The organism is Luteimonas sp. Soil_C_5 (genome assembly GCF_057656615.1).
In genome coordinates this window covers 95,424-118,958 of record NZ_JBDGKA010000005.1, presented here as the reverse complement: position 1 = coordinate 118,958, position 23,535 = coordinate 95,424, and the positions used below count along the sequence as shown (strand labels likewise).

The window sequence follows — 23,535 nt, the reverse complement described above, 5'->3', positions numbered from 1 at the left end:
GCGCCGGACACGGCGAGGCCCGGGCATGCCCGGGCCTCGCGCACCACGCTTGGACGCTGGCGTCAGCCGGCTTTCCGGGTGGCGATCCACTGGTCGACGCGACGTTCCAGCAGGTCCAGCGGCATCGCACCGCCGCCCAGGATCGTGTCGTGGAAGCCGCGGATGTCGAACGCGTCGCCCAGCTCGGTCTCGGCCTTGGCACGCAGCTGCTGCATCTCGATCATGCCGACCTTATAGGCCGTGGCCTGGCCCGGCATGATCAGGTAGCGGCGCACTTCGGAGCGGATCGCGGCCTCGGGAATCGATGCGTTCTGCTGGAAGTATTCGACCGCCTGCGACTCGGTCCAGCCCTTGACGTGCATGCCGGTGTCGACCACCAGACGGATCGCGCGCCACATCTCCGACATCAGGCGGCCGTACTCGGAGTACGGATCCTCGTAGGTGCCCGGCATCTCCTTGGCCAGCCATTCCGAATACAGGCCCCAGCCTTCGGTGTAGGCGGTGGTGAACATCTGGGTGCGGAACGTCGGCACGCCCTCGAGTTCCTGGGCGATCGAGATCTGCATGTGATGGCCCGGCAGGCCTTCGTGGTACGCGATCACCTCGAGTTCGGTCTTGGGCATCGCGCCCATGTCCGACAGGTGCGCGTAGTAGATGCCCGGACGCGAGCCGTCGGGCGTGCCCGGGAAGTAATGCTGGGCGGCGCCGTCCTGTTCGCGGAAGGCCTCGACCCGGCGCACCACCAGATCCGCCTTCGGCAGCAGCCCGAAGTACTCGGGCAGATGCTGCTTGATGTTGGCGATCGCCTCGCTGGCGCCGTCGATATAGGCCTGGCGGCCGTCATCGGTGTTGGGGAAGCGGAACTGCGGATCGGTGTTGATGAACTCGAAGAACGCGGTGAGGTCACCGTCGAAGCCGACTTGCGTCTTGACCGCCTCCATCTCGCCGCGCAGACGCGCGACCTCGTCGAGGCCCAGCTGGTGGACTTCGTCCGCGCTCATGCCGGTGGTGGTGTTCTCGCGCAGCTGCCAGGCGTAGTACGCGGCGCCGTTGGGGTGGGTGGCGCCCACGCCGGAGGGATTCTCCAGCGCGTTCGGCAGTTCGCTCTCGCTCCAGGCGATGACGCGGCCATAGGCCGGCGCGACCTGCTCGAGCAGCGCGGTGCGGGCCTGCGCCTTGAGCGCATCGGCGCGCGCGGCATCGATCGTGCCCGCCTCGACCAGGGCATCGGCCTTGGCGTTGAGATCGGCCCACAGCGCGCTGGGCTCGCCGTCGTCGAACGGCGCGCCGGCGATCACCTTGCGCGACTGGTCGATGACGCCTTCGAACGCGAACTTCGGCGGACGGATGCCCTGGGTGGCCGAGGTCTGGCCCCGCGCAATCAGCTGGTCGAACAGCCGCGGCGCGGCGTTCAGGCGGGCGATGTAGGCCAGATAGTCCTGCTCGGTCTCGACCTTGTGGAAATTGATCAGGAAGGTCGGCAGGAAGCTGTGCATGCCGTTCATCTGGTCGAACACGTAGCCGTCGGCGATGAAGGCCTCGCCGTCACGCGCGCTTTCGTACTGGCGCTTCCACAGGTCCCAGGACAGCTTGGTCTCGTCGTCGAGTGCATCGCGGTCGAAGGTCGATTCCATCGTCTCGGCCGAGGTCTTCAGCCATGCCAGGCGCCGGGCGTCGGCCTCGGGCGAGGCGTCGTCCAGCTCGTCGTAGCGGTCCTTGCGGCCCTGCATCGTCATCTGCAGCGGGCTGAGCTGCAGCAGTTCCTCGTACTGGCTGTCGAACCAGGCGTTGAGCCGGGCGGACTCGTTCTCCGCCTGCGCGGTCGTGTTGCCGGTGGCGGTCGCATCGGTGGACGCGGGCGCACACGCGGCCAGTGCCAGCGCGAGTGCCAGGGTGCTGCAGGCGAGGGTGGGACGCATTCGACGACTCCATGAACGATCAAGAACCGCATTGTGCAGGGGAAGTCGCCGCCGACGCCCCTGCTGGGAGTCACGGGCCGGGACGCCCGCCGCGGTGCAATGAACACGGGCTGCACACCAAGTCCGACCCTCGCATTTTTCACCCGTGGCGCACGATCGGCTCCGTAACGTGCCGCCTAACCCAGCAGCGTCGCGTCCAGCGCTCCCGCCGTTCCACGATGCGCTGCGACGCAGGACACCTTCCATGGCCCCCATCAATCGACAGCAGCAGCAGCTGAGTCCGTCCAACCGCGGCCCCGAACGGGCCGACAGCGACGAGGTGCTCGCACGCCGCTTCAAGGATGGCCTCGTCCAGGCGCCCTACTACTCGACCGGGCGGATCTGGGAGGACTATGTGCCTGCCTACCGCTTCGGCCAACGCAGCCAGCGGCGTCACGCCGGTCTGCGCTTCGAGGACGTCGAGGCCCAGCTGGAGCGGGAATGGGACGGCGCCCGTGACCAGTCGCGCCTGGGTTGGGTGGAGGCCCGCGGCGCGGTGGAAGACGCGTGGTCCCGTCACGAACTGCAGCAGACCCGGGCGGCCGACGACGGTCGCCACGGCACCACCGGCTACGAGCACAGCTGACCGGTCGAGGCGGCCTGGCGATACGCGCGCTACCATTGCGCGCCCTGCAGCCGCGAGTCGCGATCCATGTCCGAAACCACCGAAGACGACAGCCGCCATGGCGTGAGCCGGGACGATGCCGAGTCCGCGGTGCGCACCCTGCTGCGCTGGGCGGGTGAGGATCCGACGCGCGAGGGCCTGCTCGATACGCCGCGGCGCGTCGCCAAGGCCTACGGCGAATGGTTCAGCGGCTACGCGGTCGATGCCGACGCCTATCTGGCGCGGACATTCGAGGAAGTCGCCGGCTACGACGAGATGATCGTGCTGCGCGACATCGAATACGAAAGCCATTGCGAACACCACATGGCGCCGATCATCGGCAAGGTCCACGTCGGCTATCTGCCCTCGGGCCGGGTGGTCGGCATCAGCAAGCTGGCACGCGTGGTGGAGGCCTATTCCAAGCGCTTCCAGGTGCAGGAAAAGATGACCGCGCAGATCGCCGGCTGCATCCAGCGCGCGCTGTCGCCGCTGGGCGTGGGCGTGGTGGTGGAAGGCGCACACGAGTGCATGACGACGCGCGGCGTGCACAAGCGCGGCGTGAGCATGATCACCTCCACGATGCTGGGCAGCTTCCGCGATGACGCCCGCACCCGCGCCGAGTTCCTGCGCTTCATCGAGGTCGGCAACCGGCGCTGAGCCGTTGTGTCGCGCCTGCGTCAGGCGCCGCTGATCGTGTCCCAGCCCATTTTGGCGATGAGCACGATCACCAGCAGCACGAACAGCTTGCGGATAACCGGCGTGCCGCCGCGCAGCGCCAGGCGGGTACCGGCGAACGCGCCGCCGATGTTGGCCACCGCCATCGGCACCGCGAATGCCAGCAGCACATGGCCCGAGGGCACGAAGTACGACAGCGCGGCCAGATTGGTCGCGATGTTGACGATCTTCGATGCGGCCGTGGCGCGCAGGAAATCCAGCCCGAAGAAGCGGATGAACAGGAAGATCAGGAAGCTGCCGGTGCCGGGGCCGAACAGGCCGTCGTAGAACCCGATCGCCGCGCCCATCAGCAGGGCCAGCCCCAGTTCCCGGCGGCCGACATCGCGCGGCCGGTGCAGCGCGCCGAAATCCTTCTTGACCAGCGTGTAGACCAGCATCGCGATCAGCAGCGCCAGGATCAGCGGCCGGACCGCATCGCGCGGCAGCAGGCTCACCGCGGTGGCACCGAGGAACGAGAACACGAACGCGGTCGCGGCTGCAAACAGCACGGGCGCCCACGGAAACCGCACATTGCGCGCATAGCGCCAGCCGGCGGCCGCGGTGCCGAACAGCGAGCTGAACTTGTTGGTGCCCAGCAGCGCCGCGGGCGTGTGCTGCGGCAACGCCGTGAACAGACCGGGCAGCTGCACCAGGCCACCGCCGCCCACCGCCGCGTCGACCAGACCGGCCATGAAGGCGATGCAGACCAGCCAGGCCAGTTCGGGAAGCAGCGCGTCCACGCGGGCGGCCAGAGATGCAGGGGGCGGCCATGATAGCGGTCGCCAGCGTCGCGCAAAGCCCGGCACGACGGCTCGCGTACAATGTCGGGCCGTTGAACCGCGACACCGCCGCCCGTGAATTCCCCGCTCCGCGACCTGATCGAATCGCTCGTCGGCCAGGCCATTGCCCGCCTGCGTGACCAGGGCACGCTGCCCGCCGACCTCGCCACGCCCGCCTTCGTCGTCGAACGACCGAAGGAGCGCAGCCATGGCGATTTCTCGAGCAATGCCGCGATGCTGCTGGCCCGGCCGGCGAAATCGAATCCGCGCGCGCTGGCCCAGGCGCTGGTGGATGCGTTGCCGGACAACGCGCACATCGCCTCGGTGGAGATCGCCGGACCCGGCTTCCTCAATTTCCGCCTGACGCCGGCCGCCTGGCGCGAGCAGCTGCTGGCCGTGCATGCGCAGGGCGACAGCTTCGGACACAACACCAGCGGCGGCGCGCGCACGGCCGGCATCGAGTACGTGTCGGCGAATCCGACCGGTCCGCTGCACGTCGGCCACGGCCGCGCGGCGGTGATCGGCGACTGCATCGCGCGCGTCCTCGATGCCAACGGCTGGAACGTCAAGCGCGAGTTCTATTACAACGACGCCGGCGTGCAGATCGAGAATCTCGCCCGCTCCACCCAGGCGCGTGCGAAGGGCTGCGGCCCGGGCGATGCGGACTGGCCGGAGAATGCCTACAACGGCGACTACATCGCCGAGGTCGCACGCGCGTATCTCGACGGTGCGACGGTCGAGGTCGACGGCCACGTCGTGGCCGGTGTGCCCGATGCCGACGATCTGGACGCGATCCGCCGCTTCGCGGTCGCCTGGCTGCGCCGCGAGCAGAACGCGGACCTCGCCGCATTCGGCGTGGGCTTCGACGTGTATTTCCTCGAATCGTCGCTGTACGCCGACGGCAAGGTGGAAGAGACCGTGCGTGAACTGGTGGCACACGGCCACACTTACGAGGAAGGCGGCGCGCTGTGGCTGCGCACCACCGATTTCGGTGACGACAAGGACCGCGTGATGCGCAAGTCCGACGGCACCTATACCTACTTCGTGCCGGACGTGGCCTATCACCTGTCGAAGTGGCAGCGCGGCTACACGCGCGCGATCACTGAACTCGGCGCCGACCACCACGGCTCGCTGGCCCGGGTGAAGGCCGGTCTGCAGGCGCTCGACACCGGCATCCCGCAGGGCTGGCCGGAATACGTGCTGCACCAGATGGTCACCGTCATGCGCGGCGGCGAGGAAGTGAAGCTCAGCAAGCGCGCCGGCAGCTACCTGACGCTGCGCGACCTGATCGAGGAAGCCGGGCGCGATGCAACGCGCTGGTTCCTGGTGGCGCGCAAGCCGGATTCGCAGCTGGTGTTCGACATCGACCTCGCGCGCAGCCAGTCGCTCGACAATCCGGTGTACTACGTACAGCTGTCGCACGCGCGCATCTGCGGCCTGCTGCGCAAGCTCGACGAGGCCGGCCAGACGTTCGATCTGCAGCACGGCCTGGCCCAACCGCTGGACCTCGGCAATGTCGCGCTGCGCGACGTGCTGATCGACCTGTCGCGTTGGCCCGAGATCGTGGCCGCGGCCGGCGCGCAGCTTGAACCCCACCTGATCGCGACCTACCTGCTGGAGCTGGCACAGGCCTTCCAGACGTACTACAACGATCACCAGTTCCTGGTCGACGATGCAGAGGTGCGCGACGCGCGCCTGGCGTTGGCCACTGCCGTTCGGCAGGTGTTGCGCAATGGTCTCGCGCTGCTCGGCGTGCAGGCTCCGGAGGCGATGTAATGGCGGCAAGACGCGGCAAATCCCAGGCCCGACGCAGTGGCGGCAGCTCCGGCGGCCTGCCCGGCTGGGCGTGGATGGTCATCGGTATCGTGCTCGCGTTGGGCGTGGTGCTGGCGCTTCCGCGGCTGTTCAAGCCCGACGCCGACGACGGCTTCTTCCGTCCGCGTCCCAATCCGGATGCGCAGCCCGCGGTGGCGACGTCCGACGATGCCGATCTGCCGGCGCCTGCCGACGAGCGTCCGCGTCCGGCGGGCCAGCCTTCGGGCCGGACCACCGATTACGACTTCTATACGATGCTGCCCGACCAGGAAGTGCCGATGAGCGACGCCGAACTGGCGGCGAGCGCACGCGCCGAGGCCGAGCGGCAGAAGCAGGCCGAGGCCGCGCAGCAGGCGTTGCAGGCGCGGCATCCGGACGCCGCCGACCTGGCGGGCGGCACCTCGACGCCAGCCCCGATCGGCCCGACGCCGCTGTCGGAAGAGCGCACCACGCCGGCGCAGACGCCCGCCACGCCGGCACCGACGGCGCGCGCAACGCCCGTGGCCAGCGACGCCCGGTATCTGTTGCAGGCCGGTTCGTTCAGCGCCTCGGGCGATGCGGAAGCGCTGAAGGCGCGCATCGCGCTGCTCGGCCTGACCGCGCGCGTCGAATCCGGCGAAGCCGGCGGCCGCACCGTCTACCGCGTGCGCATGGGGCCGTACGGCACGGCGACCGATCTGGCCGAAGCCAAGCAGAAGCTCGGCAACGGCGGTCTGCCGGCCATGGCGATCAAGGCCCAGTAACGCCGGACGGCGACGCCCGTTCGCGGGCGCGCGATTCATCGCCGGCCGCGTTGCGTGCGTCGTACGCGGCGCACCTGCGGCGCCGTTCCGCTTCAATCCGTTCTCGCCCGCGCGTCCATCGATGACGACGCGGCCGCGCTGCACATGAACGCTGCGCGCCGCCGCGAACGCCCGCCTGTCGTTCCGTGGCGCACGTCGCAATGCGGTCGCAGCCGGCGCGATGCCGCTGCGGAGAATGGGTGGCCAAGGGAGACCCGCCATGGCCATCGAAGCTGCTTTCGTCAAACCCGTCGTCGACGTTCTGCTGGCCCTGTTCCAGCAGGGCAGCGATCTCAAGCTCAAGCACACCGCCCAGGCGGCCCTGCGCGAGGCGATCCGCGAACTGCTGCAGGCCAATCCCGACGAGAACCGGGCTGCGGCCCGGATCGCCGTGGCCCGCGCGGCCGGCATCCTGTCCGAGGATGTGGTGCTGGCCGAGGACATGCTGCAGAAACACCGCGCCACGAAGGCGCGGACACGCGGCAAATCGACCACGGGTCGCCGGCGCGCGCGGACCGAACCCGTCGAAGGCGAGCCACCTGCGCGCAAGCCGCCCGCCGGCACCCCCACGTCACACTGAGCCTGCAACGCTCGACGTCCCTGTTCCGGAGCCCGCCCATGGCCGGCATCCTCGTCTTCGCCGCCCTGAGTGCACTGTGGTGCCTGAGCGAGCTGTGGATCGGGCTGCGTCACCGCGCCGCAGATCGCAGCCGCGATGCCGGCACGCTGGCGCGGCTGGTGCTGGTGATCGGCGGCTGCGTGACCGCGGCGATGCTCATCTCGATCTGGCCGCCCGGCCGTTTCCCGCCGGCCTGGCAGCCCGCGCTGCTATGGGGCGGCTGCGCGCTGATGCTGGCGGGCATGCTGCTGCGCTGGTGGGCGATCCGCGTGCTCGCCGAACATTTCACGGTCGACGTGGCGATCGCCGCCGACCACCGTCTGATCCGCAGCGGTCCGTACCGGCAGCTGCGCCATCCGTCCTACACCGGCCTGCTGGTGACCTTCGTCGGCTTCGTCTGCGCGCTCGGCAGCTGGCTCGCGCCCCTGGTGGTCGCGGCGCCGCTCTGGATCGCCCTGCGCCGTCGCATCCGGGTGGAGGAGGCCGCGCTGTCGGCAGCGTTCCCGGTCGACTATGCCGACTACGCCCGCAGCACGCGGCGCCTGCTGCCCGGCATCTGGTGAAGCCGCCAGCCGGACCGTGAGCCAGCGGGTAAGCTGTGCCGCCCGCACCGCTGCCCCTCGCATGACCATTTCGCCCGCGACCGCCCTCAGCGACACCGAACTCGACCGGCTGGATGTGCTGCTCGACCGCTGCACCGATCCCGAAACTGGCCTCGGCAATCTGGAAATGCTCGACGGTTTCCTGTCCGCGCTCGCGGTCGGACCGGTCGACGTCGAACTGCCGACGGTATTCCCGGCGATCTGGGGCAGCGGCGAAGTGCCGCGCCGCGACGAACGCCAGACCCGCGAAGCCGAGGCGCTGATCACGCGACTGGCGGCCGAGGTCGAACAGCGCATCCGCCACGATCCTTCGGAGGCGAGCGATCGCGAATCGCTGATGCCGTTGCTGGGCCTGCCGCCGGAGTCCGAGGGCGACGAGGACAAGGCCGCTGGCGCCGATGCGCTGGACGGCATTCCTGCCGATTTCCCGTTCGCCGCCGCCTGGGCCGCGGGCTTCCTGCGCGGCGCCGCGCAGTTCGAAGACGCGTGGGCGAAGTGGATGGACGACCACGATGCGATCGACAACGATCTGGGCGTGATCACCCGCCTGGCGATCGTGGATCCCTCGCAGCTGGCGGACGCGGAGATGACGGCCGAGGAGATGCTCACCCTCGACGAGCGCTTCGACCTGAGCTACGACCTGCCCGACATGCTGTACGACATGTACCTGCAGCGTCTGCACGACCGTCGCCCGGCACCGGCCAAGCGCGCCGACGTGCCCGGCCGCAACGATCCCTGCAGCTGCGGCAGCGGCAAGAAGTACAAGAAGTGCTGCGTGGACCAGGCGTCCGAGTAATCCGCAGTCCGGCGCGGACGACACGCGCCGACATCGTCTGAGTCCGCATCGATCGCGCGTCGCCCGCCGGCGCGCCGCGTTTCAAGGAGCCTCGTCATGACCCGCACCATTCTGATCACCGGCGGCACCTCCGGTTTCGGCGCCGCTGCCGTCGCGCGTTTTCTCGCCGGTGGCTGGCGCGTGATCGCGACCGGGCGTCGCGCCGAACGGCTGCAGGCGCTGGTCGATGCGCACGGCAGCGAACGCCTGCACACGGCCGCGTTCGACATCCGCGACGAAGCCGCGATGCACGCCGCGCTCGATGCGCTGCCGGCGGACTTCCGCGACATCGATGCCCTGGTCAACAACGCCGGGCTCGCGCTCGGCACCGCGCCGGCGCAGCGCGCGGACCTCGCGCAGTGGCGACAGATGATCGACACCAACGTCACCGCGCTGGTCACGCTGACGCACGCGCTGCTGCCGAGACTGATCGAACGCCGCGGCGCGATCCTCAACGTCAGCTCGATCGCCGGCAGCTATCCGTATCCCGGCGGCAACACCTACGGCGGCACCAAGGCCTTCGTCACCCAGTTCTCGCTGGGCCTGCGCGCGGATCTGCACGGCACCGGCGTGCGCGTGACCTCGATCGAACCGGGCCTGGCCGAAACCGAATTCACCCTCGTGCGCACCAGCGGCGACCAGGGCGCATCCGACACGCTGTACACCGGTGCGCAGCCGATCGTCGCCGACGACATCGCCGAGACCCTGTGGTGGGTCGCGAACCTGCCGCCGCACCTCAACATCAACCGGCTCGAAGTGATGCCGGTCAGCCAGTCCTTCGCGGGGTTCCAGATCCATCGCGAGGCGTGATCCGGACGTCGCGACCCGCAGATCTCGACGGAGCAGCGTCGGTGCGCGCGTATGCGCCGCCATCTCGCGGGCACTGTCGATTCAAGCGTGTGCGACGACAACGCGGGCGTCGTTCTGCAGCACGCTTCAACGTCATCCCGGCGAACGCCGGGATGACGGGCGTGGGTTCCGATGCGCGGGAGTAGATCCAGGGCGCGATGACGCGCGACACCGGATGCCGGTGTCGCCGCCAACCCGTCCGCCTACAGCAACGGCGCCCAGACGAACCCGCCATCGCGACGCACGACGTGGCCCAGTCCCGGGTACGGGAAATGCGGCGAGGCCACGGTGACGCCGCTGTCCGCCGCGCGCGCCAGCAGGGCTTCGCGGCTGGCTTTGGCCGTGGGTGCATCGCCGTCGAACCCGATCGTCCACTGCGGCCGCTGCACCGACACCGCGAAGTGATGCGCGCCGTCACCGATGTAGAGCAAGCGCGCGTCGCCGTCGACGATCTCGTAGGCGCTGTGGCCCGCCGTATGGCCTTCGATCGCGACCGCCGTGACGCTCGGTACGACTTCGGCGCCGGGTGCGAACGCGTCGACGCGCGGTGCGATGGCTGCGGCCAGCGCAGCATTCGAAGCTTCGCCCTGCAACGCCTGCCATTCCGGCGCCGACAGATGCACGGTCGCGTTCGCGAACACCGCCTGGCCGGCATCGTCGACGAGTCCGCCGACGTGGTCCGGATGCGCGTGGCTGATGAAGATGTCGGTGACCTGCGCCGGCTCGACGCCCGCCGCGCGTAACGACGCTGGGAGGCGGCCGGCATCGGCGAAGTCGGCATTGCCGGCGCCGGTGTCGAACAGCAGTACGCGATCGCCGCTGCGCACCAGCAGCGCCTGCACGCTCAGGTGCACGATGTCGGTGGGCTCGCCGGCCGTCGTCAGCAGCGCATCGAGCTCGGCCTTGGGCGCGCCGATGCCGAGCGTCTTGCCATCGTTGGGAAAGCGGATGTCGCCATCGCGCAGGACCGCCGCATCGAGCGTGCCGATCTTGAACGGATGCACGTCGGCATCCTCGACCGCGTCCGCGGTATCGGCCGTCGTCATCGGCGGCGGCGGTGCGTCGACAGTGGCCGGCGGCGGCGCAGGCTCGGCGCAGGCGGCCAGCACGGTGGCAAGCGCGAGGGTCAGAACGGCACGGGTGGGAGCGAAGCGACGCATGACGGATCTCCTGACGACGTGGACGCGGCAAGCCGCGATAGCGCCGCAGCATAGACCCAACGCCGCTTCCGACTGCCCGTACGGGTGGCCTGCTGCATGTCACCCGGACGCAATGGGATGACGATGCATGCGGAAAACTCCGATACGACGACGCGGCGCTGCGCGCGCGTCCACATTGCTAACGTGTCGCCACGCATTTACGGCAGGACGCCATGTACACGAAAGGATTCGTCGCGACACTCGCGTCGCTGTTGCTGATCGGCACGACCCTGGCCGAGGCCAGCCCGCGCGCCGCCGCCCATGTCGAGAACATGTTCCGCGTCAGCGATGCGAACCGCGACGGCGTGATCACGCAGGCCGAGGTCCGGGCCTCGTCGGCGCGCGAATTCCGCGAATACGACCTCGACAGCGACGGCCTGCTCAGCCGCGCGGAAGTGCGGCAGCAGCAGCTGCGCCATGGCGCCGACCAGATGGATCCCGCACTGCGGACCCTCGTGACCAACAACGCCTTCGCGATCTACGACGTCGACGGCGATGGACGCATCACGCTGGAGAACTACCAGCAGTCGCAGGTGATCATGCTGCTGCAGGCCGACTTCGACAAGGACGGCCAGGTGACGCTGCGGGAAGTTCGCCAGCTGCATGGGCTGGAGCCCTTCTGACCGCCCGGCGCGTCACTCCAGCGGCGTGTCGTCCAGATACGTGTAGCCGGTGAGTCCGGCTTCCAGCGCATCCTTGAGCCGCTGCGATTCGTCGGCGGCCAGCGCGGCATCGTCGACCAGCGCGGTGTAGCGCGCGCGCAGGTCTTCGAGGCGATAGCCCACGTAGTCGAGCATCACGTCGGTGGTGTCGCCGCGACGCTGCTGCACGACCGTGATGCCGTCGCCCTCGATCTTCACTTCGACCGCGTCGGTGTCGCCGAACAGGTTGTGGATGTCGCCGAGGATTTCCTGGTAGGCGCCGACCATGAAGAAGCCGAGCCGGTACTGCTCGCCCTTGCGCAGCGGATGCAGCGGCAGCGAGGTGTCGAGATCCTCGTTCTCGACGTAGATGTCGATCTTGCCGTCGGAATCGCAGGTCAGATCCGCGATCACGCCGCGACGCTCGGGCAGTTCGTCGAGGCGTTCGATCGGCACGATCGGGAACACCTGGTCGATCGCCCACACATCCGGCATCGACTCGAACACGCTGAAGTTGACGAAGTACTTGTCGACCAGGCGCTCGTTGAGTTCGTCGAGCAGCGGGCGGTGGCTCTTCTCGTCGAAGGTCAGCCGCGCGCGCACGGCATGCGCGATCGCATAGAACAGATCGTCGATGCGCGCGCGATGCGTCAGGTCCAGCTGGCCCAGGGCGTAGAGCGCCAGCCCTTCGGCGTGATGGTGCTGCGCTTCGTGGAACAGCTCGACCGCCGGACGCGAGGTCAGCTCGGTATGGAGCTCGCGCAGGTTCGCGACCACGGCCGGCTCGTCGTCGTGCACATCCGGCACGCGACCCTCGGGCGCACGTTCGACTTCGGACACGTTGGCGACCAGCACCGCGTGGTGCGCGGTCATCGCGCGGCCGCATTCGGTGACGATGCGCGGCGGTGTGAGACCGTGCTCGGCGCAGGCCTGCGCCAGTGGCTGCACGATCGAACCGGCGTACTGGCGGATGCCGTAGTTCACCGAGTTGTAGCTGCGCGAACGCGTGCCTTCGTAATCGACGCCGAGACCGCCGCCGACATCGACGTGGCTGATCGTCGCGCCGAGCTTGGTCAGTTCGACGAAATACCGCACCGCCTCGCGCATGCCGCTGGAGATGTCGCGGACGTTGGAGATCTGCGAACCCATGTGGAAATGCAGCAGCTGCAGGCAGTCCGCCATGCCGGCGTCGCGCAGCTTCTTCCACAGGTCGAGCAGCTGGCGCGGGTTGAGACCGAACTTGGCCTTGTCCCCGCCGCTGTTCTGCCACTTGCCGGCGCCCAGAGACGCAAGACGCATGCGCACGCCGAGGCCCGGCTTCACGCCGAGCGCGGCGGCTTCCTCCATCACCAGCGCGAGCTCGGACGGCTTCTCGACGACGATGAACGTCTCGAGGCCCAGCTTGCGGCCGATCAGCGCGAGCCGGATGTATTCGCGGTCCTTGTAGCCGTTGCAGACCACGAGGCCGCCCGGACGCGACAGCGCCAGCACCGCCATCAGTTCCGGCTTGCTGCCCGCTTCCAGACCGAAGCCGTCGCCGTGGTGCGAGGCCAGCGTGCCGGCGACGCCCTGGTGCTGGTTGACCTTGATCGGATAGACGGCCGTATAGCCGCCCGGATACTCCCACTCTGCCTGGGCCTGCGCGAAGGCCTCCTGCAATCGCGCGAGGCGATCGCCGAGGATGTCGGGAAAGCGCACCAGCATCGGAAGCTGCGCGCCGTTCGCGCGCGCGGCGTCGACCGCCTCGGGCAGCGCGATCGACGGGCCGTGCTTGCCGCGCGGCGACACCACGATGCGGCCGGCGTCATCGACGTCGAAATACCCCTCGCTCCAGTGCGGGATCGAGTAGGTCTTGCGGGCGAGGTCGGTGGACCAGGCGGTCATCGGCGGCATTCCGGTCGAGCATGAAGGCCGCATAGTCTAGGGTCTGGCAGCCGAACCTGTGGTGACACGGCCGCCGCGGCGCTCAGAACGCCCGGCCCTTCCCTTTCTGGTAGACCGGCGCGCCGCACAGGCGCCGCACCTGCTTCGCCAGCGCCGCGGCGTCGCTGCCGGTGAACACCGTGTGGCTGCCCGGCAACCGCAGCGCCTCCGACACCGCGCGCAGGCCGGCGGCTTCGCTGGCGATCGAGCCACGCCAGTCCAGCAGCAGCACGTAATGCGCGGACTGTTCGACCATCGCCACCTGCTTGCGCACCACCCATGCGCTGACGATCCGGTCGTGGCTGGCGAGCGTGGCGGTCAGGCGCCCCATCGCGGCGGTGTCGAGATCGTGCGGCTGCAGGGCATCGCCATCGGCAACGGCACCGCGATCACGCAGATCGTCGGCGCGCGGGGCGAGTTCGTCACGCAGAGCGGTGATCTGGCGGGCTGTGTCGGCGTCCACGTCGGGATCGCGCAGCAGTGCCGCCAGCGCCTCGCTGATCGGTCCGACCGCGCCGGCATCGCGCGCGACCGCCTGACGCAGATGGCTGATGCCGCCAATATCGCCCGCCTGCAGCTGACGTAGCCCGAGACGGAACGCGACCAGTGCGCTGTCCGGATGGGCGGCATGCGCACGGGCCAGGACCGGCAGCGGATCGCGATCGATCTCGACCGTCTCGAACAGCCGCGCATGTTCGACGGCCTCGTCCGCGGAACGGTGCAGCAGCGCATCGAGTGCGTGGAAGCGCGCGCGGTCATTCGCGCCGGCCGCGTGCAACGCCTGCCATTCCGTCTTCAGTTGCGTGCGCCAGTGCTGGTCCAGGTCGCGTTCGATGGCGTCCAGCGCATCGCCGAGCCACACCGATGCAGATGCACCGGGCGTGCGCAGGACGGCAGACACATCCAACGCGTCGAGACGCCGCGCCAGCACCGGATGCGTGTCGTAGGGATCGGGATCGCGATCGGCAATCGCGAGCAGGCGTTCCGGATCCGGCTGCGGCCCAGCGCGCAGCCCGTCGATCAACGGCGCCAGCAACTGCGTCGGCGGATGCGATTGCACGCGGGCGCGGGCCAGCACGCGCGGCCACAGCGTCGACTGCAGGCGCCCACTGCCGTGTTCGATGCGCAGCAGGGCGCTGGCCATCGCATCCCTGTCGACGACTCGCGCGGCGGTCGCGTCGGCCCGGAACTCGTGCGCCCGCGCGAGCACGAAGCTCCACGCGTCGAACAGCGGCGCGTACCAGGCATAGAAACGCGCGATCGGCAGCGACAGCAGGAAGCCGCTGCGCGCCAGGCCGTCGACGGCGCGATACCAGGTGAAGCGCACGCGGTAGAGCCAGCCGGACAGGCGCCCGTGCTGCTCGCCGAAATGCCCGAACTCGTGCGCGATCACCGCCGCGGCCTCGTCGCGATCGAGCAGCTGCAGCAGCGGCAGACCCAGCACGAGGTAATGCCGGTGACCGGCGAGGCCGAGCAGACGCGGCAGGCTGGCCGCGGCGGCATTGAGCTGGGTGTCGATGACGATGCCTGCAAGCGGCGGCGCCCCGGTCGCCTTGCCCAGGCGCTCGACCTCGGCCTGCAGCGCCGGCGCCTCGTCCGGTGCCAGCAATCGCCCGGGCGGCACCTCGAAACGCACCCACAGCGCGCGCACCAGCGCGGCGATGCCGGCACCGGCGATCAGCAGCACGATCGCCAGTTGCGGCTCGAAACGGACGCCCTGCACGAGCACCCGCCATGCGATCGCGAGCGGCGCGGCCAGGAGCAGCAGCAACAGGCCGATCAGGAAACCGTAGCCGGCCAGCGCCAGCAGCAGCACGCGGACGAGATACGCGCGTGGCGCCGCGGCGGCGAGGGTTTCGAGGCGCTGGATCCGCGCGCGGTGGCGGTCGGTGGCGGCCTGCGCCGCGCGGCGATCTTCCATGGGCTCGGGCGGTGTCGGCAGCGGGTGCGTCGCAGTATCGCATCGGCCCGGACACGAAGCCGACACCTGGACTTCGCTACAATTTCGCCCTTCGCGCACGGCCCCGCTGTCCCCGGCCGTCGCCCGATTTCCCCTTATCCGCTTTGCAGGACACCCCATGACCGCGCCCAACTGGCTCTACGAAAACTTCGAAACGGCCGGCTCGGCCATCGGCTTCCGCGTCAACGCGAAGCTCGACGAGGTGCAGTCGCCGTTCCAGAAGATCGAGATCTACGAGAGCACCGACTGGGGCAACGTCATGCTCATCGACGGCGCGATGATGGTCACCACGCGCGACAACTTCCTCTACCACGAGATGATGTCGCACCCGGCGCTGTTCACCCACGCCGCGCCGAAGACCGTCGTCATCATCGGCGGCGGCGACTGCGGCACGCTGCGCGAAGTGCTGCGTCACCCGGGTGTCGAGAAGGCCGTGCAGTGCGACATCGACGAGCAGGTCACGCGCATGGCGGAGAAGTATTTCCCCGAGCTGTGCGAATCCAACGGCGACCCGCGCGCCGAGATCCTGTTCGACGACGGCATCGCCTACATGGCGAACTGCGCGCCCGGCAGCGTCGATATCGTGATCGTCGATTCGACCGATCCGGTCGGACCGGCCGAAGGCCTGTTCAACAAGGCTTTCTTCGAAAGCTGCCACCGCGCGCTGAAGGACGACGGCATCCTCGTCCAGCAGTCCGAATCGCCGCTGGTGCTGCTGGAACTTATCCAGGCCATGCGCGCCGAGATGGGCAAGGCCGGCTTCACCACCTTCCAGACCCTGCCGTTCCCGCAGCCCTGCTACCCGACCGGCTGGTGGAGCTGCACGCTGGCGCGCAAGGGCCAAGGCTTCGATTTCCGTGAAGCCGACGCACGCGCCAAGCCGTTCGAGACGCTGTACTACACCGCCGACATCCACAAGGGCGCGCAGTCGCTGCCACCGTTCGTGGCGAAGGCGCTGGGCGAGGGCTGAGCGATCCGCGCCGGCAGCTTCAGCGCTGCCGGCGCGCTTTCCTGCCGAGTGCCAACCTGCACAGGCGCTCGCACAACTCGGGGAATGCAATCCCCGACGCGGCTGCCGATTGCGGCATCAGGCTGTTGGCGGTCATGCCCGGCAGCGTATTGAGTTCGAGACACCACACCTGCCCGTCGGCATCGAGCCGGAAATCCGCCCGGCTGTAGTCGCCCAGTTTCAGCGCCTGATGCGCGTGCAACGCCAGGGCCCGCGCCTCGTCCGCCAGCGCCTGCGGCAGGTCCGCTGGAAAGACCTCGCGGACGATCCCCTGATACTTGTCCTCGTAATCGAACACGCCGTCGGCGGGCAACAGGATCTCGCCCACCGCCAGCGCCTGTCCGTCGAGCACGCCGACCGTGATCTCGCGTCCTGCAACAAACGCTTCGACCATGACCTCGTCATCGTGCGCCTCGGCGCGTGCGATCGCCGAGGCCAGTCCATCCGCCGATCGCACGACCGACAAACCGACCGTCGAGCCTTGCCGGTTCGGCTTCACCACGACGGGAAATCCGAGTCGCGCCTCGACTTCCGCCGCATCGACCGGGCACATCAACCAGTCGGGCGTCGGAACGCCCGCGGCGCGCATCAGTCGTTTCGACAGGTCCTTGTCCATGGCGACGGCACTGCCCATGTGGCCGGTGCCGGTGTACGCGAGGTCCGCCAGATCGAGCAGGCCCTGGATCGTACCGTCCTCGCCGGTCCCGCCATGCAATGCGAGGAACACGACGTCGCAGTCCCGCGGTACCGGCTGCGTGAGACCGCCTGCCGAGGCGCGCATCAAGGCCAGTGCACGTTCGGCAGGCGGGGTCGTGCCGACGCCCGGGACCAGCAATCGCTGCTCTTCTTCCGCTGCGAGAACGCCGTGGGCGGTATCCACTACGACCACATGATGACCTCGGTGCCTCAAGGCCGAGACGACCTGCGCACCGCTTGCAATCGAAACGTCGCGCTCGCTGCTGGTGCCGCCGCACAACACCGCGACGCGCAGCGTCGTCGATGATTCGCCTTGCGTCACAAAGCGTCACCATCCAGTTCGCCGGTACGGATCCGCACCGCGCGACCGAGGTCGTAGACGAAGATCTTGCCGTCGCCGATCTTGCCCATGCCCGCGGACTTGAGGATCGCTTCGACGACGGTCTCGACGAGGTCGTCGGTCACCGCGATCTCCAGCTTCACCTTCGGCAGAAAATCGACGACGTATTCGGCGCCGCGGTACAGCTCCGTGTGTCCCTTCTGACGTCCGAAGCCTTTGACCTCGGTCACGGTGATGCCGGTGACGCCGACATCGGCGAGCGCTTCGCGCACGTCGTCAAGCTTGAATGGCTTGATGATCGCCATGACCATCTTCATCGCGCAGTCTCCGCTGGGTGTGGAGCAAGGATACGCCACCCTCACGCACGTCCCCACACGATCCGGCCCGGGTCGCGTGTTGTGAGACGCTTCCCTGCATGCTGTAGTGCGCCGCGCCGGAGCCGGGCGGCGCGATTGGAAACCCCCTACGTCCCACCGCGGGCGCAACCGACTGCCAGCCGACTGCACGCGGGCGAGGCTGGCTGTACACATGAGGACACCGCCCATGATCGATCTCAACAACATCGACGAACTTGCCCGTCGCCTCAGCGGCCTGGTGCCGTCGGGTCTGCGCGAAAGCCGCGAAGAGCTGCAGGAAAATTTCAAGGCGGTGCTGCAGTCCGGGCTGTCGAAGCTCGACCTGGTCACGCGGGAAGAGTTCGACGTACAGCGCGCGGTGCTGCTGCGCACGCGCGAGAAGCTGGAGGCGCTCGAAGAACTGGTGGGCCAGCTCGAACGGCCTGCAGCCGCGCCGTCGGACGCCGCCGGCGCCGACATCACGCACTGACGCCGCCGCCATGGGACTTGCGCTCGTGCACGGACGTGCGCGCGCAGGCATCCGGTCGCCGGAGGTCAAGATCGAAGTGCATCTGGCGGGTGGTCTGCCGTCGATGTCGATCGTCGGCCTGCCCGAAGCCGCGGTGCGCGAAGCGAAGGACCGTGTACGCGCTGCGATCCAGTGCGCGCAATACGAATTTCCCGCGCGCCGCATCACCGTCAATCTCGCACCGGCCGACCTGCCCAAGGGCGGCGGCCGCTTCGACCTGCCGATCGCGCTGGGCATCCTCGCCGCAAGCGGGCAGATCCCATCGGACGCATTGCGCGACTGGGAATTCATCGGCGAACTCGGCCTGACCGGTGAGCTGCGCGCGACCGATGGCGTGCTGCCGGCCGCCCTCGCGATCGCCACGACCGGACGCCGGCTGCTGGTCCCCGCCGCCAATGGCCCCGAAGCCGCATTGGCGTCCAGTGTCGAAGTCCGCACCGCGCGTACGCTGCTCGAAGTCTGTGCACTGCTGACGGGGCAGAAGGCGCTGCCGCTTGCGGTCGCGCCCGAGCAACGCGCGCTGCCGGCCGCGGACATGCGCGCGGTCCGCGGCCAGGCGCAGGCGCGGCGTGCACTGGAGATCGCCGCCGCCGGCAATCACCACTTGCTGCTGGTGGGCCCGCCGGGCTGCGGCAAGACATTGCTGGCGTCGCGTCTCTCCGGGCTGCTGCCCGACGCGAGCGAGGCCGAGGCGCTGGAGACCGCCGCCGTGCGTTCGATCAGCGGCAAGGGCCTCGACCCCTCGTGCTGGCGCACCCGCCCGTTCCGGAATCCGCACCACACCGCCAGCGCCATCGCGCTGGTCGGCGGTGGCAGCGAGCCACGTCCCGGCGAGATCTCGCTGGCCCACAACGGCGTGCTGTTCCTGGACGAGTTGCCCGAGTGGGACCGCCGCGCGCTGGAAGTGCTGCGCGAACCGCTGGAGTCGGGCGTGGTGACCATCTCGCGCGCGGCGCGGCAAAGCGAATTCCCGGCCCGCTTCCAGCTGGTCGCGGCCATGAATCCCTGCCCCTGCGGCTGGGCCGGCGACATCTCCGGTCGCTGCCGGTGCAGCAGCGATGCGATCGCGCGCTATCGCGCCCGGATCTCGGGTCCCCTGCTCGATCGTATCGACCTGCACGTCGACGTCCCACGCCTTCCGCCCGCCGCGCTGCGGCCAGACGCCCCGGAGGGCGAATCGAGCGCGGCGATCCGCCTGCGGGTAATCGCAGCGCGCGATCGCCAGTTCGCGCGGGCCGGTGTACCCAATGCCGCTCTCGACCAGGCCGGCACGGCCCGCGACTGTCGCCTCGCCCCGCGCGACCAGGCCTTGCTGGAACGGGCGATCGACGCGCTCCACCTCTCGGCCCGCGCCATGCACCGTATCCTGCGCGTCGCCCGGACCATTGCCGACCTCGATGGCAGCGAGTCGATCGCGTCCTCGCATCTCACCGAGGCGTTGGGCTACCGGGGTATCAGCGCCTCAAAACCGGCAGGCCGCGCCTGATCGATCAGTTGCCACACCCGCCTGCACCCATCGTCGATTCGGAGCACGTCAGGTTGCGTCGTCCCATATCCTGCTGCGCCGCTTCGCGCTCCATGCGACGTTGGGCCACGGTTTTGCATTCGGTCCGCGGGCGATTGCTGCCGATCGGCTTCGAGCGCTGACAGACCATCCGCTCGTCTTCGGCCTGATTCACAATCGCCTGGATGGATGCAAGCGTGTTCAGAAGTTCCGCCTGCTCCGAATCGCCGAGCTGCAGCGTGCTGTCGACGCCGCCTAGGAGTGCCTCGACGCGATCCTGCTCTGCCAGCAGCCGCGTCTTCCGATCCGGCGCCAACTCCTTGTAAGCACCCTGCCCAGAGAGCACTTCACTACGCAGCGCTGCCTGTTCGGCGCGGATGGTCTCCGCCCGAAGGCCGTCCTGCGCACTTGCGCCGGCCGTCCATACGGATATGGCGAACACACTGGCAAGCATCAATTTCTGGATCTTGATTCGCATCTCAGACTTTCCCATTCTCATAACAGACATTTGGAAACGACAGCCCGCGATTCTGCACGCGATCTGCCGGTTTGCGTTCGACGCGCAAGCCGTGCGTCAGAGCAGACCGCGCCTTTGCATCTCGGACTGCGAGACGTCCCGCTCTTCGCGCATCTGCGCGACTGTCATGCAGGATGTCAAAGGACGATTGCTTCCGATCGGACGTTCACGCCTGCAGATCGTGCGGCCATCTGGGTCGAAGTTCACGATCGCAGAGATGGCCTCCAGCGTATTGAACACATCGATCTGCCGCCGTTCCGGCAGGGCAGACGTGTTGTCCACCTTGCGCAGCAGGACAGCCAAGCGGTCCTGATGGCGCAACAGATCGTCCCTGTCCTGTACATCGAGCTTGGCATAACGGCCAGCACCTGCCAGCACCTCACTCCGAATGACCGCTTGTTGCGCACGGATCGCCTGCGCATCCAGATTCGCAGGCACGCCGTCTGCCGCCCGTACGTGCGCCATCGACGCAAAGCCGATTATTACGAGAAGCAAACAGAATCTGTGCATACCGTTTTCTCCAGAGTGGTGAAATTTATAGCTTGAGCAGGCGTTCGCCCTGGACGGACGCGTTGCGTTCAACAGCTCCGACGCCGCATGAGTTGTGCACCGTTCGCACCGTGACCAGCTTTAGCGCCGGGCACGATCCTTATCAATCTAATCGAGCGTGCGACCCGATTCCGGAAGGACCGTTGGCCGATCATCGCTTAATGCGCGTGCCGGAGAACTGGATCCCAGCGGGCTGGCCAGCTGCAGATAATCTTTCTTGTACGTCATTGCACTGGATTGCTTTGCAGACTGCAGTGGACGTAAGACTGATGCAGCAATGCTGAGAGCCTGACTCCGCATCACTACGTCACTGATCCTGTTTTCGCGACTGTCTGACTTTTTTGCGTGTGCGACGATCATGGGCAGGCTCCAGCCGGGCTCCTCCTGCTCGACAATCTGTTTTGCATGAAAACTGATCGATCGGCAGTGCCTTCAAACGCCAACAACGAGTGCCATACAGATCCCAATGATGGCCAGCACCCCTCGCGCTTCCTCACCCCCGGCAGTATCCGTCCCGGATCTTTCCGAATCTATCGGGACAATCCGACCGCGTCCAGCCGTGCGCCTCGACGCCCGAAACGCCTCCCAGTGCGCGGTGCGGACAAAGCGCGGTAGATTCCTACCGCACCGGCCGATCGCGCCGGACTGACCCAAGGACTTCCGTATGAAGCGAATGCTCCTCGCGACCGGCATTGCCGTCGCGCTGGCCGCCTGTGGCGGTCGCAACGAACCTGCCGATCCTGCCGCGCAAGCGCCCGCCGCTGCCGCGCCGACGACGCTGGCCGATGTCGAACTCATTCCGCGCGACGCGTTGTTCGGCAATCCCGAACGCGCCGGCGTGCAGCTGAGCCCCGACGGGCAGTACCTGAGCTGGATCGCACCCGTCGACGGCACGATGAATGTCTGGGTCGCGCCCGCCAATGATCCGGGCGCGGCGAAGGCGGTCACCCAGGACACTGCGCGTGGCATCCGCAGCTATTTCTGGACCTACAAGCCGGGCACGCTGCTGTATCTGCGCGACACCGGCGGCGACGAGGATTTCCATCTGTTCGCGGTCGATGTCGAAACCGCGCAGGCGCGTGACCTGACGCCGTTCCCGAAAACCACCGCGCAGGTCGTCGGCGTGAGCCATCGCCAGCCCGGCACGCTGCTGGTCGGCATGAACGATCGCGACGCGCAGTGGCACGATCTCTACAAGGTCGATCTCGCCAGCGGTGAGCGCACGCTGGTCGAGCAGAACACGGACCAGATCGCCGGTTACATCGCCGATGCCGATTACGCGCTGCGCTTCGCATCGCGCAGCCGGCCCGATGGCGGCATGGACGTCCTGCGGCGCAACGGCGATGCCTGGGAGGTGCAGGACGACATCCCGTTCGAGGACGTACTGACCACGGCACCGGCAGGTCTCACCGAGGATGGCAGGACGCTGTACATGTCCGACTCGCGCGAGCGGAACACCGCCGCGCTGTACGCGATCGACACGACCAGCGGCGAGAAGACGCTCGTGCACCAGGATCCGCGCGCCGATGTCGGCGGCAGCCTGACCGATCCGCGCACCGGCGTGCTGCAGGCGGTGTCGGTGAACTATCTGCGCGAGGAGTGGACTACGCTCGACGATTCGATCAAGGCCGATCTCGCCAAACTCGAGGCGATCGGTCCGGGCGAGGTCTCGATCAACAGCCGCACGCTCGACGATCGCCATTGGCTGGTCGCGTACTCTGCCGCGGAATCGCCGGTGAAGTACTACCGTTACGACCGTGGCGAGGCCGGCGCCGAAGGCACGCTGACAGAACTGTTCTCCGGCCGTCCGGCGCTCGACGGCAAGCCGCTGGTGCCGATGTGGCCGCTGGAACTGAAGTCACGCGACGGCCTGACCCTCGTCAGCTATCTCACCCTGCCCAAGCATGCCGACGCCAACAACGACGGCACGGCCGATGCGCCGGTGCCGATGGTGCTGCTGGTGCACGGCGGCCCGTGGGCGCGCGACGGTTACGGCTACAGCTCGATGGACCAGTGGCTGGCGAATCGCGGCTACGCGGTGCTGAGCGTCAACTTCCGCGGCTCGACCGGTTTCGGCAAGGACTTCACCAACGCCGGCAACGGCGAGTGGGCGGCGAAGATGCACGACGATCTGATCGATGCCGTGCAGTGGGCGGTCGACAGTGGGGTCACCACGTCGGACAAGGTCGCGATCATGGGCGGCAGTTACGGTGGTTACGCCACCCTGGTCGGCCTGACGTTTACGCCGGAGACCTTCGCCTGCGGCGTCGACATCGTCGGCCCGGCCAATCTCAATACCCTGCTGTCGACGGTACCGCCGTACTGGGCGAGCTTCTTCGAGCAGCTGACCCGGCGCATGGGTGACCCGCGCACAGAAGAAGGCAAGGCCTGGCTGACCGAACGTTCGCCGCTGAGCCGCGCCGACGCGATCACCAGACCGCTGCTGATCGGCCAGGGCGCCAACGACCCGCGCGTGAAGCAGGCCGAAAGCGACCAGATCGTCGAGGCCATGACCGCGAAGAACATCCCCGTCACCTATGTGCTGTTCCCCGACGAAGGCCACGGCTTCGCCCGGCCGGAGAACAACAAGGCCTTCAACGCAGTGGCTGAAGGCTTCCTCGAAACCTGCCTCGGCGGACGTTCGCAGCCGATCGGGGAGGAGTTCACGGGTTCGAGCATCACCGTGCCGACGGGCGCCGATGGCGTGCCGGGGCTGGCCGATGCGCTGAAGTCGCATACGCAGGAAGTGCGGAAGTAACGGCCGCCGTTACCCGTA

The 23,535-nt window shown here is 68.2% G+C and carries 22 protein-coding genes; 13 read left to right on the top strand and 9 right to left on the bottom strand.

From position 1 onward, the window contains the following. Positions 1-62: 62 nt before the first annotated feature. Positions 63-1,919: a DUF885 domain-containing protein gene (locus AC3A5K_RS14890; protein WP_487618334.1), complete on the bottom strand. Its 1,857-nt coding sequence runs from the start codon at positions 1,917-1,919 to the stop codon at positions 63-65. Between the two features lie 244 nt (positions 1,920-2,163). Here AC3A5K_RS14890 and AC3A5K_RS14885 point away from each other — a divergent pair, with 244 nt between their 5' ends. Beyond that, a complete protein-coding gene (locus AC3A5K_RS14885) occupies positions 2,164-2,544 on the top strand; it encodes a hypothetical protein (protein ID WP_487618333.1) in 381 nt (126 codons plus the stop codon). Positions 2,545-2,610: 66 nt separating this feature from the next. Next, positions 2,611-3,219, top strand: coding sequence for a GTP cyclohydrolase I FolE (gene folE, locus AC3A5K_RS14880; protein ID WP_487618332.1), 609 nt, complete (start codon positions 2,611-2,613; stop codon positions 3,217-3,219). A 20-nt stretch (positions 3,220-3,239) separates the two neighbouring features. Here the strand turns inward: folE and AC3A5K_RS14875 are convergent, their stop codons facing one another. Beyond that, positions 3,240-4,016, bottom strand: a complete 777-nt coding sequence (locus AC3A5K_RS14875; RefSeq protein WP_487618331.1) for a sulfite exporter TauE/SafE family protein — start codon at positions 4,014-4,016, stop codon at positions 3,240-3,242. A 114-nt stretch (positions 4,017-4,130) separates the two neighbouring features. On the opposite strand from AC3A5K_RS14875, the gene argS reads away from it, so the two are divergent. The 6 genes from argS to AC3A5K_RS14845 all read left to right on the top strand — a co-directional run bounded on the left by argS (position 4,131) and on the right by AC3A5K_RS14845 (position 9,518). After that, positions 4,131-5,831 carry an arginine--tRNA ligase gene (argS, locus tag AC3A5K_RS14870; protein ID WP_487618330.1) on the top strand — a complete coding sequence of 567 codons (1,701 nt, stop codon included), beginning with the start codon at positions 4,131-4,133 and terminating at the stop codon, positions 5,829-5,831. Further along, positions 5,831-6,613 carry an SPOR domain-containing protein gene (locus tag AC3A5K_RS14865; protein WP_487618329.1) on the top strand — a complete coding sequence of 261 codons (783 nt, stop codon included), beginning with the start codon at positions 5,831-5,833 and terminating at the stop codon, positions 6,611-6,613. The genes argS and AC3A5K_RS14865 overlap by 1 nt, the downstream gene beginning before the upstream one ends. Before the next feature lie 259 nt (positions 6,614-6,872). Then, positions 6,873-7,232, top strand: coding sequence for a hypothetical protein (locus tag AC3A5K_RS14860; protein ID WP_487618328.1), 360 nt, complete (start codon positions 6,873-6,875; stop codon positions 7,230-7,232). Between the two features lie 38 nt (positions 7,233-7,270). Then, positions 7,271-7,834: a methyltransferase family protein gene (locus AC3A5K_RS14855; protein ID WP_487618327.1), complete on the top strand. Its 564-nt coding sequence runs from the start codon at positions 7,271-7,273 to the stop codon at positions 7,832-7,834. 61 nt (positions 7,835-7,895) lie between these two features. Continuing rightward, complete coding sequence (locus AC3A5K_RS14850) at positions 7,896-8,669, top strand: UPF0149 family protein (RefSeq protein ID WP_487618326.1); 774 nt, start codon at positions 7,896-7,898, stop codon at positions 8,667-8,669. A 96-nt stretch (positions 8,670-8,765) separates the two neighbouring features. Continuing rightward, a complete protein-coding gene (locus AC3A5K_RS14845) occupies positions 8,766-9,518 on the top strand; it encodes an SDR family NAD(P)-dependent oxidoreductase (protein WP_487618325.1) in 753 nt (250 codons plus the stop codon). Between the two features lie 242 nt (positions 9,519-9,760). On the opposite strand, the gene AC3A5K_RS14840 is transcribed toward AC3A5K_RS14845, so the two are convergent. Further along, positions 9,761-10,717 carry an MBL fold metallo-hydrolase gene (locus AC3A5K_RS14840; RefSeq protein ID WP_487618324.1) on the bottom strand — a complete coding sequence of 319 codons (957 nt, stop codon included), beginning with the start codon at positions 10,715-10,717 and terminating at the stop codon, positions 9,761-9,763. 212 nt (positions 10,718-10,929) lie between these two features. On the opposite strand from AC3A5K_RS14840, the gene AC3A5K_RS14835 reads away from it, so the two are divergent. Then, positions 10,930-11,379 carry an EF-hand domain-containing protein gene (locus tag AC3A5K_RS14835; protein WP_487618323.1) on the top strand — a complete coding sequence of 150 codons (450 nt, stop codon included), beginning with the start codon at positions 10,930-10,932 and terminating at the stop codon, positions 11,377-11,379. Positions 11,380-11,391: 12 nt separating this feature from the next. On the opposite strand, the gene speA is transcribed toward AC3A5K_RS14835, so the two are convergent. Both speA and AC3A5K_RS14825 read right to left on the bottom strand, forming a co-directional pair. Continuing rightward, positions 11,392-13,281 (bottom strand): arginine decarboxylase, encoded by a 1,890-nt coding sequence (gene speA, locus AC3A5K_RS14830; protein WP_487618322.1) that lies wholly within the window; start codon positions 13,279-13,281, stop codon positions 11,392-11,394. Positions 13,282-13,363: 82 nt separating this feature from the next. Continuing rightward, positions 13,364-15,241, bottom strand: a complete 1,878-nt coding sequence (locus AC3A5K_RS14825) for a M48 family metallopeptidase (RefSeq protein ID WP_487618321.1) — start codon at positions 15,239-15,241, stop codon at positions 13,364-13,366. 157 nt (positions 15,242-15,398) lie between these two features. On the opposite strand from AC3A5K_RS14825, the gene speE reads away from it, so the two are divergent. Next, complete coding sequence (gene speE / locus AC3A5K_RS14820; protein WP_487618320.1) at positions 15,399-16,250, top strand: polyamine aminopropyltransferase; 852 nt, start codon at positions 15,399-15,401, stop codon at positions 16,248-16,250. Positions 16,251-16,269: 19 nt separating this feature from the next. Here speE and AC3A5K_RS14815 read toward each other — a convergent pair whose 3' ends face one another. Together AC3A5K_RS14815 and AC3A5K_RS14810 are read right to left on the bottom strand one after the other, a co-directional pair. Next, the gene (locus tag AC3A5K_RS14815; protein ID WP_487618319.1) at positions 16,270-17,307 is read right to left on the bottom strand and encodes a D-alanine--D-alanine ligase family protein; all 1,038 of its coding nucleotides are present in this window, start codon (positions 17,305-17,307) and stop codon (positions 16,270-16,272) included. After that, positions 17,304-17,642 carry a P-II family nitrogen regulator gene (locus AC3A5K_RS14810; RefSeq protein ID WP_394002549.1) on the bottom strand — a complete coding sequence of 113 codons (339 nt, stop codon included), beginning with the start codon at positions 17,640-17,642 and terminating at the stop codon, positions 17,304-17,306. The genes AC3A5K_RS14815 and AC3A5K_RS14810 overlap by 4 nt, the downstream gene beginning before the upstream one ends. 226 nt (positions 17,643-17,868) lie before the next feature. On the opposite strand from AC3A5K_RS14810, the gene ubiK reads away from it, so the two are divergent. Together ubiK and AC3A5K_RS14800 are read left to right on the top strand one after the other, a co-directional pair. Beyond that, entirely contained in the window at positions 17,869-18,150 is a 282-nt protein-coding gene (ubiK, locus tag AC3A5K_RS14805) for a ubiquinone biosynthesis accessory factor UbiK (protein WP_487618318.1), read from the top strand. Between the two features lie 10 nt (positions 18,151-18,160). Beyond that, positions 18,161-19,675, top strand: coding sequence for a YifB family Mg chelatase-like AAA ATPase (locus AC3A5K_RS14800; RefSeq protein WP_487618317.1), 1,515 nt, complete (start codon positions 18,161-18,163; stop codon positions 19,673-19,675). A gap of 4 nt (positions 19,676-19,679) precedes the next feature. Here the strand turns inward: AC3A5K_RS14800 and AC3A5K_RS14795 are convergent, their stop codons facing one another. Beyond that, positions 19,680-20,171 carry a hypothetical protein gene (locus AC3A5K_RS14795; RefSeq protein WP_487618316.1) on the bottom strand — a complete coding sequence of 164 codons (492 nt, stop codon included), beginning with the start codon at positions 20,169-20,171 and terminating at the stop codon, positions 19,680-19,682. A gap of 96 nt (positions 20,172-20,267) precedes the next feature. Further along, a complete protein-coding gene (locus AC3A5K_RS14790) occupies positions 20,268-20,720 on the bottom strand; it encodes a hypothetical protein (protein ID WP_487618315.1) in 453 nt (150 codons plus the stop codon). A 703-nt stretch (positions 20,721-21,423) separates the two neighbouring features. Between AC3A5K_RS14790 and AC3A5K_RS14785 the strand changes: the two genes are divergently transcribed. After that, a complete protein-coding gene (locus AC3A5K_RS14785) occupies positions 21,424-23,517 on the top strand; it encodes a S9 family peptidase (protein WP_487618314.1) in 2,094 nt (697 codons plus the stop codon). Positions 23,518-23,535: the final 18 nt, after the last annotated feature.

What these genes read in the sequence shown, in the direction of transcription:
- AC3A5K_RS14890 (WP_487618334.1), bottom strand. Translation starts at nt 1,919, where the DNA reads ATGCGTCCCACCCTCGCCTGCAGCACCCTGGCACTCGCGCTGGCACTG.
- AC3A5K_RS14885 (WP_487618333.1), top strand. Translation starts at nt 2,164, where the DNA reads ATGGCCCCCATCAATCGACAGCAGCAGCAGCTGAGTCCGTCCAACCGC.
- folE (WP_487618332.1), top strand. Translation starts at nt 2,611, where the DNA reads ATGTCCGAAACCACCGAAGACGACAGCCGCCATGGCGTGAGCCGGGAC.
- AC3A5K_RS14865 (WP_487618329.1), top strand. Translation starts at nt 5,831, where the DNA reads ATGGCGGCAAGACGCGGCAAATCCCAGGCCCGACGCAGTGGCGGCAGC.
- AC3A5K_RS14860 (WP_487618328.1), top strand. Translation starts at nt 6,873, where the DNA reads ATGGCCATCGAAGCTGCTTTCGTCAAACCCGTCGTCGACGTTCTGCTG.
- AC3A5K_RS14855 (WP_487618327.1), top strand. Translation starts at nt 7,271, where the DNA reads ATGGCCGGCATCCTCGTCTTCGCCGCCCTGAGTGCACTGTGGTGCCTG.
- AC3A5K_RS14850 (WP_487618326.1), top strand. Translation starts at nt 7,896, where the DNA reads ATGACCATTTCGCCCGCGACCGCCCTCAGCGACACCGAACTCGACCGG.
- AC3A5K_RS14845 (WP_487618325.1), top strand. Translation starts at nt 8,766, where the DNA reads ATGACCCGCACCATTCTGATCACCGGCGGCACCTCCGGTTTCGGCGCC.
- AC3A5K_RS14840 (WP_487618324.1), bottom strand. Translation starts at nt 10,717, where the DNA reads ATGCGTCGCTTCGCTCCCACCCGTGCCGTTCTGACCCTCGCGCTTGCC.
- AC3A5K_RS14835 (WP_487618323.1), top strand. Translation starts at nt 10,930, where the DNA reads ATGTACACGAAAGGATTCGTCGCGACACTCGCGTCGCTGTTGCTGATC.
- speA (WP_487618322.1), bottom strand. Translation starts at nt 13,281, where the DNA reads ATGACCGCCTGGTCCACCGACCTCGCCCGCAAGACCTACTCGATCCCG.
- AC3A5K_RS14825 (WP_487618321.1), bottom strand. Translation starts at nt 15,241, where the DNA reads ATGGAAGATCGCCGCGCGGCGCAGGCCGCCACCGACCGCCACCGCGCG.
- speE (WP_487618320.1), top strand. Translation starts at nt 15,399, where the DNA reads ATGACCGCGCCCAACTGGCTCTACGAAAACTTCGAAACGGCCGGCTCG.
- AC3A5K_RS14810 (WP_394002549.1), bottom strand. Translation starts at nt 17,642, where the DNA reads ATGAAGATGGTCATGGCGATCATCAAGCCATTCAAGCTTGACGACGTG.
- ubiK (WP_487618318.1), top strand. Translation starts at nt 17,869, where the DNA reads ATGATCGATCTCAACAACATCGACGAACTTGCCCGTCGCCTCAGCGGC.
- AC3A5K_RS14800 (WP_487618317.1), top strand. Translation starts at nt 18,161, where the DNA reads ATGGGACTTGCGCTCGTGCACGGACGTGCGCGCGCAGGCATCCGGTCG.
- AC3A5K_RS14795 (WP_487618316.1), bottom strand. Translation starts at nt 20,171, where the DNA reads ATGCGAATCAAGATCCAGAAATTGATGCTTGCCAGTGTGTTCGCCATA.
- AC3A5K_RS14790 (WP_487618315.1), bottom strand. Translation starts at nt 20,720, where the DNA reads ATGCACAGATTCTGTTTGCTTCTCGTAATAATCGGCTTTGCGTCGATG.
- AC3A5K_RS14785 (WP_487618314.1), top strand. Translation starts at nt 21,424, where the DNA reads ATGAAGCGAATGCTCCTCGCGACCGGCATTGCCGTCGCGCTGGCCGCC.